Here is a 12,770-nt window from a genome sequence, read left to right as displayed (position 1 = left end):
TGGGTTAGTGTATGAATGTGTCCATTGCAGGAAGTCCACCATGCTCATTTTGTTCCAGTCGAAATCTGCAGCGGAAGTCCTGATGTTCGCCCAGCATGCCCGGCCCATCCTGCTGGCCGCCGGCAAGGCCTTCGACGAACCCGGCCTGCCGGAACGCGGTGTCATCACCCGGGCGCAGTTGGACACGGCCATCGCCGGTATCGAGTCGCTGGTGGCGGCCGATCCCGGTCATGACGATGCCTCCGGCGACCACGACGACACGGTCGAGCACCCCATCGCTCAGCCGGTCGGCATGCGCCGCCGGGCCTGGCCGCTGCTGACCATGCTGCGTCTGGCCCGCGAAAAGGGCGAAGACGTCACCTGGGAACCGGCGCCGTCCTGGTAGGTAAAAAAAACCGGGCGCCCTTGTGGGGCGCCCGGTTTTTGTCCTCGCTCAGGCCTGGATCAGGCCGGGAGAATCAATGCATCAAGCCGCAACCGAAGCGCGCGGCCGGACGTCGCCGCCCGCCGCCGCGTGGCGGTTGACCGCGCTCAGGATCGCCAGGAAGGACGAGGTCACGATGTCCTCGTGGACGCCGACGCCGTAGCCGCTGGCCGAGTCCTGGATGCGCATCTCGATGTAGGACGCCGCGCGGGTGTCGGTGCCGGTGCCGATGGCGTGTTCCTGGTAGTCCATCACGCGGGCGTCGATGTCCAGCGCATCCACAAAGGCCGAGATCGCGCCGTCGCCCTGGCCCGACAGGTGGCGGACCTGGCCGTCGACTTCGAGTTCGACTTCGATCATGAACTGCTTCTGGCCGGTGGTCTTGGGGCTGCCGGTGATGCGGTGCCGGATCAGCTTCATCGGCGCTTCGCGATCCAGGTATTCGCTGGAGAAGACCTCGAACACGTCCTTGGGCGTGACTTCGCGGCCCGTCTCGTCGGTGACGCGCTGGATGGCGCGGCTGAATTCGATCTGCAGGCGGCGCGGCAGGACCAGGCCGTGTTCCTGTTCCAGCAGGAAGGACACGCCGCCCTTGCCGGACTGGCTGTTGACGCGGATGACCGCATCGTAGCTGCGGCCCAGGTCGGCCGGGTCGATGGGCAGGTAGGGGACTTCCCAGACCGAGCCTTCCTGGCGCACTGCGAAGCCCTTCTTGATGGCGTCCTGGTGCGAGCCGGAGAAGGCCGTGAAGACCAGATCGCCGGCGTAGGGGTGGCGCGGGTGCACGGGCAACTGGTTGCAATATTCGACGCAGCGGCGGACTTCGTCGATGTCGGAGAAGTCCAGGCCCGGGTGGATGCCCTGGGTGTACAGGTTCAACGCCAGGGTGACCAGGTCCACGTTGCCGGTGCGCTCGCCGTTGCCGAACAGGCAGCCTTCGATACGGTCGGCGCCGGCCATGACGGCGAATTCGGCGGCAGCCACGGCGGTGCCCCGGTCGTTATGGGGATGGACGCTGACGACGATCTTGTCACGCTGCGCCAGGTTTTTATGCATCCATTCGATCTGGTCGGCATACAGGTTGGGCGTGGTGGCCTCGATGGTGGCCGGCAGGTTCAGGATGATCTTGTCCTGGACGGTCGGCTGCCAGGTCTCGACCACGGCGTTGCAGACTTCCAGTGCGAAATCGGGTTCGGTGGTGCTGAAGACCTCCGGCGAGTATTCGTAGCGCCAGTGGGTTTCCGGGTGCTTGGCGACTTCGGCCTTGACGATCTTGGTGCCCTCGACGGCGATGGCGCGGACTTCGTCGCGGCTCATGCGGAAGACAATCTTGCGGAAGGCCGGCGCGCAGGCGTTGTACAGGTGGATGATGGCGTGCCTGGCGCCCGCGCAGGCTGCGACCGTGCGCTGGATCAGGTCTTCGCGGGACTGGGTCAGGGCGATGATGGTGACGTCGTCGGGAATGCGCTTTTCGTCGACCAGCTTGCGCACGAAGTCGAAGTCGGTCTGGGACGCGGACGGGAAGCCGACTTCGATTTCCTTGAAGCCGATCTTGATCAGTTGCTCGAAGAAGCGCAGCTTGCGCTCGACGCTCATGGGTTCGATCAGCGCCTGGTTGCCGTCGCGCAGGTCGGTGCTCATCCAGATCGGGGGGGCGGAGATGCGGCGGCTGGGCCAGGTGCGTTCAGCGAAGTCGCGCGTGAACGGGGCGAACGGAACGTATTTGTCGGCGGGATTCTTGATCATGTCGGTACCTGTCTGGGTGGTGCGCCCGGATCACGGGCGCGGAAATGCGAGGGTGTGGCGAAACAGGTTGCCGAACTGCCACGCGGCGCTAGGCCCGGCAACCGATCGCTAGCAGCAGTAGACCCGACAGGGAGAGGGAGAACGACGGACGCGCGCGCCCGGCAGCGGGGGGCTGCGGGGAGTCACGAAAAGAGGCGCGCGTGGTGTTCATACATGCAAGTCGAACATATTTCCTGTGTTTCCGCAAGTGCCAGCGCCCCTATATTTCGGCACAATGCGCGGTTTATCCAACGTTTCGAGGCGCCCAGCAGGCTGATCCGGCCCGTGAAGGGCGTGTGAGGGCATCATGAATCGACAGGTTCTTCAGCTAGCTTCCGCGTATATGAGCGTGATCATCGGCGGCGGTTTCGCCTCCGGGCAGGAAGTGTTGCAGTTTTTCACGCATTTTGGTCTTTGGGGCGTGGCGGGCACGCTGGTGGCGGGGCTGTTGTTCGCCTTTCTGGGCATGCAGGTGGCGCGCATCGGCACCCAGTTGCAGGCCCATTCGCACAAGGTCGTGCTGAACGCGGTCTTTGGCGACAAGCTGGGGTCGGTCATCGACCTGGCGCTGATTTTCTTTTTGTTCGGCGTGGGGGTGGCCATGCTGGCGGGCACGGGCTCCCTGTTCCTGGAGCATTTCGACCTGCCGAAGCTGGCCGGCGGCCTGTTCATGACCGTGCTGGTGTCCTTGACGCTGTGCCTGAACGTGCAGCGCATCGTGGACCTGATCAGCGCGGTGACGCCGCTGCTGCTGGCCCTGGTGATCGTGCTGGTGACCTATGCGCTGTTCAACAGCGATACGGACGCCGGGACCCTGAGCGCCCTGGCGGCGCAGCAGCAGGACCGCGCCGCGCCCAACTGGTTCCTGGGCGGCGTGCTGTATGCGTCCTTCAACATCGCCGTCGGCTTCCCGCTGCTGGCCGTCTTGTCCGGCGGCAGCACCAATCTGCGCAACACCACGCGCGGCGGGGTGCTGGGCGGGCTGGGCCTGGGCGTGCTGATCCTGCTGCTGAACATCGGCCTGTTCGCCACGCTGGATCAGATCCAGGGCGCCGAGATGCCGACCGTGATGCTGGCCAAGCGCCTGAGCCCCTGGCTGGGCTGGCTGATGATGGTGTCGCTGTGCTGCATGATCTACAGCACGGCGGTGGGCATGTTCTTTGCCTTCAGCGCCCGCTTTGCCGATCCCGAGACGCCGAAATTCCGCCTGATCAGCGTGGTGTCCAGCTTCGTCGGCCTGGGGCTGAGCTTCGTGGGCTTCACCACCCTGGTGGGTACGGTGTATCCGCTGCTCGGCTATCTGGGGATCGCCCTGATCGTGGGGGTGATCGTGTACTGGTGGCGGCATCGCCACGCGTGATCGTCACGTGTGACCGCTGACGGCCGGCAGGCGGTGTACGCCTGCCGGTGCGGTGTCGAGAAGGATCGACGGCGAAACCCGGATCAGAAGGTCGTGCGCAGGGTGACCTCTACGCTGCGGCCGGTGCCCGGCAGGGAGTCGAACGCGGAACGGTATTCCTTGTCCAGGAGGTTGTTGAACTGCACCCCGACCTGGACTTTGCGGTCCTTGCCGTGCGTGCCGCCGAAGGCCAGGTTCAGCGTGCCCCAGCCGGGCAGGTGCTCGCTTGCGGTGGCGCTGCTGGCCTGTTTGATCGACGTGGCGGCGCGCACGAACAGGTCGGCCCAGACCTCGGCGCCGTACAGCGTCGTGTCGTAGCGCATCCCCATGCGGCCCGAGAAGGCCGGTGTGCCGCTGTCCCTGGTCGAATAGGCGGCGTACTTCAGCTCCCGTTGCATCCAGGCGCCGGACACGTAGGGCGTGAAGTTCGTGCCGGGCAGCGCGTATTCGGCGGCCAGCTCGATGCCGTGGGTGTCGGCGCGGTCGGCGTTGACGTAGGTGTTGTCTTTGGCGCCGTAACCGACTGGGCAGGTGCCGGCCGAGGCGCACGTCGTCGTGGTGATGTAGTCCTTGGCCCGGGTGTAGAACACGGCGGCGTCCAGGACCACGCCCGCGTGCTGATAGCGGGCGCCCAGTTCGTAGTTCTGCGAGGTCTCGGGTTTCAGGCCGGGGTTGGCCCGGGTCGGGTTGCCGCTGCCCGCCGTGGTGTCGCTGTATAGCTGCATCAGGGTAGGAGTCGTGTAACCCTCGGAATACAGGGCGCGCAGGGTGGTGTGCTCCAGGCCGGCCCAGGTCAGGCCCAGGGACTTCACCAGGCGGTTGGTGGTGCCGTCGTCCTGGTTCGCCAGGGCGGTGTTGGTGGTTTCGTCCAGGCTCGAACTGACGTGGTAGTAGCGCAGGCCGGCGGTCAGCTTGAAATCCCGGGCGAAGGCCCATTCGTCCTGGGTGAACAGCGAGGCCGTCTGGATCGAGGCGCGGGTGTGCGTGGGACTGGTCGTGGTGGTCCTGACCGTCGATCCGGCCGGCGGCGGGAAGGGCACTTTGATGGCGAGATCCGTGATGCTGTTCTTGCGGGTGTCCAGGTCGTCCATCAGGTACTGCGCGCCGACGATCGTGTAATGGTCGGGATGCAGGGCCAGGTCGATCTGCGCGGTGCCGCCGTAGTTCAGGTTGCGGTCGTCCGAGGTGGCGCGGTTCTTCATGTTCATGGATGCCGTCGGCTGCACCTCGACCCGGTTCTCGAACAGCCGGTCCACGGTCTGGTGGTAGGCGTCCACATGGATCTTGCGCACGATCGGGCTCAGGTCTCTGGCGTCGTAGTACAGGCCGACCTTGCGCAGGTCGCGCTTGGGCAGTTCGATCCCGAAATCGCGGATCGGGTCCTGCAGGTAGTCCGGATCCGTCCAGCTGTCCGTGCTCAGGATGTGCTGCTCGGCCTTCAGCGCCAGGTAATGGTTGCGGTTCTGGCCGAAGGCATAGCCCAGGTGCAGGGAAACATCGCTGTCGCGGTAGCTGGAGCCGTCCAGTTGCCCGGTCTGCGTGTAGATGCCGTTGGGCACCTTGCGGTCATGGTGGCGGTCGGCGCTGCCCGACAGGCGGTAGTCGAAATCCCCCACGGTGCCGGACACGGCGGCCCAGCCTTGCCAGCCGCGTGTGCCGGAATAGTAGCTGACACCCGTTTCGAGCTGGATGGGCTTGGGCGCGCCGCGCTTGGTGATGATGTTGACCACGCCGCCGATGGCCTTGGCGCCGTACAGCACCGACGCCGGTCCGCGTATCACGTCGATGCGCTCGACGTTGGCCGGGTCCACCAGGATGGGCGTGCCGTAGTCGCTGTGGTCGGTGATTTCCTGGCCGTCCACCAGGATGGTCACGCGGTGCGAGGATTCGCCCCGGATGCGCAGGCGCTGCATGCCCGGCGCGGATGCGTCGACGACCTCGACGCCGGGCACGTCGCGCACCAGGTCGGCGATGCTCCTGGGCGCCTGGCGCTCGAGCTGCTCCTGATCGACGACCGAGACCGAGGCCGGGTTGTTCATGACGGAGGTTTCGGTGCGCGTGCCCGTCACGGTGATGGTGTCGAGCCAGGTGGCGTGCTGTGCGCCGGTTTCCTGCGCGCAGGCTACGCCTGCCGCCAGCGGCAGGCTGAAGGCCAGCGCCAGTGCGCGCATGCCGACGCGCGGCGCGGCGGATGCTTCTCCCCGGCCCATGATTGCATGGTTCATTTTGTAGGTTCCCTGTGTGAATCAATGACAGGGCGGGCAGGGTGTGCTCATGGCTCTTGGCGGAAATGAGGAAACCGGACGGCGCAGGTCGTCCGGATGGCGAGCCACACTATAGAGAATGCAATTGCATCAATCAATGATTATGATAATAATTCTTATATGCAATTGATATGACGCAAGAAAACGGCGCGCGAGGCGGAGGTTTGGGAGAGGGGCGCCGGGCAGCTCGCACGCGGTGACGCGATCGCCTGGCGCGGCAACGGTCGAACCCGGGTGGACATACCGCGCGGGGCGCGTCACTGTCGCCGGCGGGCGTTTTCCAGGACGGCGAGCTGTTCGGCTGCGCGGTGGAGGCGGGCGGCGCGGCCGGCGGCCAGTTCGTCCCGGGTTTGCATCAGGTCACCCACGCGCAGGGGCTCGTCGCGGGTCTGCCAGGCCCACAGCAGCACGTCCAGCGAGGGCTTGGACAACTGGTCGGCCAGTTGCTGGAACGAGGCGGGATCGACGGGCCGCAGGCGCGCGCGCGCCAGGATCGCGCGCACGGCCAGCCACGTCAGGTAGGCCAGCAATAGAGAGCAGAGCGTGACCAGCGCGCCCCAGAAGTAGGGGTTGTAGCGCTGCAGCAGGGCGGTGGCTTCCGCCCCCATGATGCGGTTTCCGGCATAATCAATGCCGTTGCCGAACGCCAGCAGCCGGTTCAGCGCGTCATACCAGATCAGGACGACCACCACGACCAGCGCGGCCGACAGGATCCTGGACGTGGCGGTGAGCTTGAGCAGGATCCTGCGCAGCAAGGCGTGGTCCCGACGGCTGGAAGATTCGTTTCGTTCTGGGTTCATGACCGTATTTTAGATTGAACAGGCCCTAGATTGAACATGCGCGCGCAACCCTCCCTGGAACTGGGCCAGCATCAGCACCTGACGCTGACGCCGCAGTTGCGCCAGGCGCTGGCCCTGTTGCAATGCTCGTCCCAGGAGCTGGATCAGGAGATCGCCCAGGCGCTGGCCGATAACCCGCTGCTCGAAGTCGTCGAACCGGAACCGGAATCGGCGGCCCAGGCCGAGCGGCTGGACCGTCTGTGGTCGCAGCCCGCGCGCGCCGCCTTGCCCGACGATCTGCCCGAGCCGGGCCAGCCGCTCAGCCTGATCGACCATCTGCTGCAACAGTTGCACGCCACCCGTGCGACGGAGCGCGACTGCCTGCTGGTGATCCGGCTGATGGGCGAACTGGACGAGCGCGGCTACCTGGAATTCGAGCCGGCGGCATTGACCGCCGGCCTGCCGCCGGAACTGGAAGTCGAGGACGATGAATGGCGCACGGCGCTGCGCCTGTTGCAGTCCTTTGATCCCGCCGGGGTGGGCGCGCGCGACTTGCCCGAATGCCTGCGGCTGCAACTGCGGGCGCGCGCCGACGAATGGCCCGCAGACGTGCTGGCCTGCGCCTTGCGGCTGACGGACCATCTGGAGGACCTGGGCGCGGGCCGCTGGGGGCGCTTGTGCGAGACGCTGGCTTGCGACCGCGCGCTGCTGGACGCCGCCCATCGGGCCTTGCGCTGCCTGGACCCCCGTCCGGCAGGCGCCTGGCAGACCGACCCCATCCATTATGTGGTGCCCGACGTGCTGTTCCACCGCGCGGCAGACGGCTGGCGGGTCAGCCTCAATCCCGCCGTCGAACCCCGCGTGCGCTTGAATCCCGAACTGGCGGACGGCCTGGCGGGGCAGGACCTGTCGCCTGATCTGCGGGATCGGGTGCGTCAGGCGCGCAGCCTGATCCACAATCTGGACCAGCGTCGTCAGACGATCCTGCGAGTGGCGGAAATCATCGCGCAGCACCAGCAGGCCTTCCTGGAATCCGGCGTCGGGGCGCTGCGGCCGCTGACGCTGCGCGAGGTCGCCCAGGCGCTGGACCTGCATGAGTCGACGATTTCGCGCGCCACGCGCCTGAAGTACGCGCAGACCCCTTGGGGCGTGCACGAACTGAAATTCTTTTTCGGCACGGTGGTGCAGACCCGCTCGGGCGAGGAGACCTCGGCGCTGGCGGTGCAGGCGCTGATGCGCGCGATGCTGGCATCGGAGCCGGCCGGCAAACCCCTGTCCGACATGCGGCTGGCGCAACTGCTGGCCGATCAGGACGTGGTGATTGCCCGGCGTACCGTGGCCAAGTACCGCGAAGCCATGGGGGTGCCGCCGGCCAGCATGCGCAAGGCGCGAGGTTGAGGCCCCTCTGCACCGGTGTGCCCGGGTCCGGTAAAACTCGGTATCATCCTGTTTTCAGCCGCCCGTTTCCCCATGTGGAATCGTCCGCCATCCTCTGCAAGCCCTGCCGCCGGCCCGTTGCTCCAGCACTGGCAGGCCGAGGCCGTGCGCCTGCGGGAAGCGCACTGGGGGCCGCTGGAAGACCGTGCCGCCTGCCAGGCCGCCCTGCGCCTGCCGGCGGATCTCCAGGACCGCATCCTGGCGCGCGCCGCCTGGCTGGCCGAACACGGCGAATTGCATGACCGTCTGGTTCAATGGTCCATCGGCGCCCGCTGGGCGCTGGCCGCTCTGTGGCTGTGCGCCTGTCTGGCGGGCATCGGCACGGCCGCCGCCGTGCTGGGCCAGGGACAGGTCAATCTGGCGCTGGCCTTGCTGGGGCTGCTGGGCCTGCATGCGCTCACTTTCCTGATCTGGCTGGCCAGTTGGCTGCCGGGCCTGCCCGACTCGACTGCCTTGTCGCGTCTGTGGCTCTGGCTGACGCGGCGGCTGGTCCGGGGGCCGGACGCCGCCCTGGCGGCCCAGGCCTTCCTGTCTTTGCTGGGCCGGGCGCGGGCCTGGAAGACCGCCATCGGGCTGATCAGCCACGGGGCCTGGACGGCCGCCTTTCTGGGGGCGTTGCCCACGCTGCTCCTGCTCCTGAGCGCGCGCCGCTACACCTTCCATTGGGAAACCACGCTGTTGTCGCCGGACGCCTTTGTCGGCGCGACCCGGGCGCTGGGCGCTCTGCCCGGGCTGCTGGGCTTTCCGGCGCCGGGCGACGCCCAGATCGCCGCCAGCCTGGGGCCGCAGCCGCTGGCCGCCGGCGTCCAGGCCGACTGGTCCCTGTGGCTGATCGGCTGCGTCGTCGTCTGGGGGCTGCTGCCCAGGCTGCTGGCCCTGTTCGCCTGCGTGGTGCACCTGCGGCAACGCCTGGCCGGGCTGACCGTCGATCCGGGCCTGCCGGGCTGGCTGGACCTGCGCGAACGCCTGCTGCCCACCCATGCCAATCTGGGCATCGACCGGCCCGCGCCCGCGCCCGGCGGCGCGGCCGGACCCGTCGCGCCGGTCGTCGCGGTCGACGGCCGGGCGGCGGTCCTGGCTTACGAATTGGGGCCTGATCTGGCCTGGCCTCTGGAAGGACTGCCGGCCGATGTCGTGGACCTGGGCCGCTGCGACAGCCGCGCGGACCGCGCCCGCATCCGCGCGCTGCTGGGCGCGCCGCCCGCGCATCTGCTGTTCGTCTGCGACGCGCGTCTGACGCCGGATCGGGGCGCCGCCGCCTGGCTGGACGAACTGCGCCGGTCCTGCCCTGACCTGCGCGCCCTGTGCCTGGGCGGCACGCCGCCCCGTTTGCAGGCCTGGCAGGACATTCTGTCGCAACAGGCCGTCGCCCGGATCCCCAGCCTGGACGGCTGGCTCGAACACATCGGAATCCTCCGCCATGACTGACGCTTCGAACCCCATCGACCTGGCGGTCGTCGGCCATACCAATACCGGCAAGACCTCGCTGCTGCGCACGTTGCTGCGCGACGAATACTTTGGCGAGGTCGCGGACCGCCCCGGCACCACCCGCCACGTCGAAAGCGCGCAACTGCTGACCGAGACCGGGCAGGCCATCCTGGTGCTGCGCGACACGCCGGGCCTGGAGGACGCCATGGGCGTCCTGGACTACCTGGATCAGTTGTCCCCGCCCCAGGAACGGCATGACGGCCCGGATCGTATCCGCATGCTGCTCGACAGCCCTGAATCGGCCGGCCGTTTCGAGCAGGAATGCCGGGTTCTGGCGACGGTGCTGGAGACCGACGCGGCCCTGTACGTCATCGACACCCGCGATCCGGTCCTGCCCAAGCACCGCGACGAACTGATGCTGCTGGCCGCCTGCGGCCGCCCCATCCTGCCGGTGCTGAACTTCACCCGCGCGACGCTGTCGGACACGGCGGCCTGGCGCGACGCGCTGGCCCGCCTGGGATTGCACGCCACGGTGGATTTCGACACGGTGGCGCCCGCGCTGGACGGCGAGGGCCAACTATTGGATCGTCTGGCCCTGATGCTGGACCATCACGCGGCGGCCCTGCAGACCCTGCGCACCGACCTGGGCCAGCAGCGCCTGCGCCGCCTGCAGGACGCCACGCGCCTGATCGCCGAATTGCTGGTGGACGCGGCCGCCCTGCGGCTCCCTTGCTCCCAGGACCCGACCGACATGGCCGCCATCACCCTGGGGCTGCGCAAGCGCACCCGAGACCGGGAGCAGGACTGCGTGCATGCGCTGCTGAAACGCTATCGCTTCAGCAAGATGACCTTTCCCCATCACCCCCTGCCGCTGGAAGGCGAGCGCTGGGGCATGGACCTGTTCAATCCCCAGGCGCTGCGCACCTTCGGTATCCAGGTCGGCAAGGGCATGGCCACCGGCGCCATGGCCGGCGCCACCATCGACGTGCTGACCGGGGGCCTGAGTCTGGGGGCCGCTGCGTTGCTGGGGGCCGCCATCGGCGGCGCCTGGCAGGGCGCCAGCCAGTGGGGCAAGCGCCTGGTGGGCCGCCTGGCGGGCAATACGGAAATGACGGTGGACGATCCGGTGCTGCATCTGCTGGGGTTGCGCCAGTTGGCGCTGGTGCGGGCGCTGGAGTGCCGGGGGCATGCCGCCATGCGGCCCATCGACGGTGATCTGCTGGCGCGGATGGCGCCGCCGGAGCCGGCCTTGCCGGCCGAACCTGCGGCGGAGACCGCTGTGACGGAGACCGAGGGCCAGGACGCGCCCGAGGGCACGCCCCCGGCGTCCGACGCTCTGCCAGAGCCTCTGCGGCGTTTGCCGCCGGACGTGCAGCGCATGCTGGACGAGGCGCGCGGCCACCCGGACTGGTCCTCGATCGGCGAGGACCCAGTGCCCGACGCCCGGCGCGAGGCCCTGGTCGGCGCCATGGCCCAGGCGCTGTTCGCCGCGCTGTAGTTGCGGTAGGTTTTTCAGCCTTGGCGGGCGGGTGCTTGTCGATGACCCGCGTCAATCACCAACTGCCGGACGCGCCGCCGCCGCCGCCGCGTCCGCCCCCTCCGCCGCCGCCCGAGGAACCGCCGCCCGAGGAACCGCCGCCTCCGCCAAAGCCGCCACCTCCGAAGCCGCCCCCGCCGCCGCCAAAGCCGCCACCGAATCCGCCGCCTCCGCCCCTGCCGCCACGGCCCCCTCGGCCGCCGCGCCCACTTGCGAGCCGATCGGGGATGTGCAGGACGCGGCCCAGAATGCCCAGCGCCAGCCCGGCCAGCGCGCCGATCACGGTCCACAGCAGGCTTTCGGTCAGCACGAACACGAAGCCGCCCATCAGCAGGGCGCCGATGGGCGGCGTCATCACCAGGGCGAAGAACGTCAGGGGCAGGAACATCACGCGCTCGTCGAGCACGTCGTCATCGTCGGAGGATTTCGGCGGCGGCAGGGGTTCGCCCGAAATCAGGTCCGACAGGGCGGAAACCCCCGCTTCCACCCCGTCGTAGATCTTGCCTTCGGCGAAATGCGGCGTGATCCATTCGCGGATGATCCGCCCGGCGTCCACGTCCGTGACCGCGCCTTCGAGCCCATAGCCGACCTCGATGCGCAGGCGGCGGTCTTGCACGGCCACCAGCAGCATGGCGCCGTCATCGATGCCTTTGCGCCCCACGGCCCATTGGTCGAACACACGGCGTGCATATTGCTCGATGGATTCACTGCCCGTGGAGGGCACCAGCAGCACAAAGAGTTGCGAGCCGTGCGCTTTTTCCAGCGCCTTGACCTGGCTCGTCAGCGTCCGGATCTGCTCCGGCGTCAGCGCACCGGCCCGGTCCATCACCGGTCCGGTCCAGGCCGGGACGGCGAGGAGGCCGCCCGCGTCCGGCGCAGCGGCGCGCGTGGCCTGCGCGGCTGGCGCGGGCGCGGACTGGGCCGATGAGACGGCGGGCGCCATGCCCAGGCTCACGCTCAGGCCCAGCGCCAGCAGGCCGTGGGCCAGCAGGCGGCGCAGGGTCGCTCCCTTGGCGCGACGCGCCGTCCCCCCAGGGGGGAATTCGCACTTGGGGCGGCCCTGCGTGCTCATCATTTCCCTTGTCCCTGGGGCAGGTCGAACTTCACTTCGGGGTCGCGCATGACGGCGTCGGCCTTGTCCAGGCCGTACTGCGCCTTGGGCTGGTAGCCGAAGATGCGGGCCGTGATCAGCGTGGGGAACTGGCGGACCGTCAGGTTATAGGTCTGCACCGCGCCGACGTAGCGTTCGCGCGCCACCGTGATGCGGTTTTCCGTGCCTTCGAGCTGCGTCATCAGGTCGCGGAACAGGCCGTCGCTCTTGAGTTGCGGATAGTTTTCCGAGACCGCCAGCAGGCGCGACAGGCTGGAGGACAGGGCGCCTTGCGCCTGTTCGAAGCGGGCCATCAGGGCGGGGTCGTCCAGGTCGTCGGCGCTGACGCGGATCTGGCCGACGCGTGAGCGCGCGTCCGTGACCTGCTGCAGCACAGTGCGTTCGTTGACCATGTAGGCGTTGACCGAGGACACCAGCTTGGGCACCAGATCGGCGCGGCGTTCGTACTGATTCAGGACCTGGGACCAGGCCGCCTTGACCTGCTCGTCCTGGCTCTGGATCTCGTTGTAGCCGCAGCCCGAAAGCAGCAGCGTCAGGGCCGCCAGCGCAGCCAGGTTCAGGTAACGTCGGAACATCCGGACCTCTCGTGTGGGCGCCCCGGCGGGG

10 protein-coding genes are annotated in these 12,770 nt (G+C 68.2%); 5 read left to right on the top strand and 5 right to left on the bottom strand.

Translation table 11 applies throughout. The features are described 5' to 3' along the window. Positions 1-40: 40 nt before the first annotated feature. Positions 41-385, top strand: a complete 345-nt coding sequence (locus tag ACFO0J_RS12440) for a DUF1840 domain-containing protein (RefSeq protein WP_376813407.1) — start codon at positions 41-43, stop codon at positions 383-385. Between the two features lie 81 nt (positions 386-466). On the opposite strand, the gene leuA is transcribed toward ACFO0J_RS12440, so the two are convergent. Then, entirely contained in the window at positions 467-2,170 is a 1,704-nt protein-coding gene (gene leuA, locus ACFO0J_RS12435) for a 2-isopropylmalate synthase (RefSeq protein WP_376813406.1), read from the bottom strand. Positions 2,171-2,552: 382 nt separating this feature from the next. Between leuA and ACFO0J_RS12430 the strand changes: the two genes are divergently transcribed. Then, the gene (locus ACFO0J_RS12430) at positions 2,553-3,569 is read left to right on the top strand and encodes a YkvI family membrane protein (RefSeq protein WP_376813405.1); all 1,017 of its coding nucleotides are present in this window, start codon (positions 2,553-2,555) and stop codon (positions 3,567-3,569) included. A gap of 83 nt (positions 3,570-3,652) precedes the next feature. Here the strand turns inward: ACFO0J_RS12430 and ACFO0J_RS12425 are convergent, their stop codons facing one another. Continuing rightward, a complete protein-coding gene (locus tag ACFO0J_RS12425) occupies positions 3,653-5,833 on the bottom strand; it encodes a TonB-dependent receptor plug domain-containing protein (protein WP_376813404.1) in 2,181 nt (726 codons plus the stop codon). 296 nt (positions 5,834-6,129) lie between these two features. After that, positions 6,130-6,672: a hypothetical protein gene (locus ACFO0J_RS12420; protein ID WP_376813403.1), complete on the bottom strand. Its 543-nt coding sequence runs from the start codon at positions 6,670-6,672 to the stop codon at positions 6,130-6,132. A 36-nt stretch (positions 6,673-6,708) separates the two neighbouring features. Here ACFO0J_RS12420 and rpoN point away from each other — a divergent pair, with 36 nt between their 5' ends. The 3 genes from rpoN (at position 6,709) to ACFO0J_RS12405 (ending at position 11,014) form a co-directional block, all read left to right on the top strand. Continuing rightward, complete coding sequence (gene rpoN, locus ACFO0J_RS12415) at positions 6,709-8,049, top strand: RNA polymerase factor sigma-54 (protein ID WP_376813402.1); 1,341 nt, start codon at positions 6,709-6,711, stop codon at positions 8,047-8,049. A 117-nt stretch (positions 8,050-8,166) separates the two neighbouring features. Next, the gene (locus ACFO0J_RS12410; protein ID WP_376813401.1) at positions 8,167-9,516 is read left to right on the top strand and encodes a DUF2868 domain-containing protein; all 1,350 of its coding nucleotides are present in this window, start codon (positions 8,167-8,169) and stop codon (positions 9,514-9,516) included. Further along, positions 9,509-11,014, top strand: coding sequence for a GTPase/DUF3482 domain-containing protein (locus tag ACFO0J_RS12405; RefSeq protein WP_376813400.1), 1,506 nt, complete (start codon positions 9,509-9,511; stop codon positions 11,012-11,014). The genes ACFO0J_RS12410 and ACFO0J_RS12405 overlap by 8 nt, the downstream gene beginning before the upstream one ends. A gap of 55 nt (positions 11,015-11,069) precedes the next feature. On the opposite strand, the gene ACFO0J_RS12400 is transcribed toward ACFO0J_RS12405, so the two are convergent. Continuing rightward, positions 11,070-12,128, bottom strand: coding sequence for a TPM domain-containing protein (locus ACFO0J_RS12400; RefSeq protein WP_376813399.1), 1,059 nt, complete (start codon positions 12,126-12,128; stop codon positions 11,070-11,072). Then, positions 12,125-12,739, bottom strand: coding sequence for a LemA family protein (locus ACFO0J_RS12395; RefSeq protein WP_376813398.1), 615 nt, complete (start codon positions 12,737-12,739; stop codon positions 12,125-12,127). Before ACFO0J_RS12395 ends, ACFO0J_RS12400 begins: the two co-directional genes overlap by 4 nt. Positions 12,740-12,770: the final 31 nt, after the last annotated feature.

Source organism: Castellaniella hirudinis, assembly GCF_042651965.1.
Classification (GTDB): domain Bacteria; phylum Pseudomonadota; class Gammaproteobacteria; order Burkholderiales; family Burkholderiaceae_B; genus Castellaniella; species Castellaniella hirudinis.
This window is presented reverse-complemented; position numbering and strand designations above follow the sequence as displayed.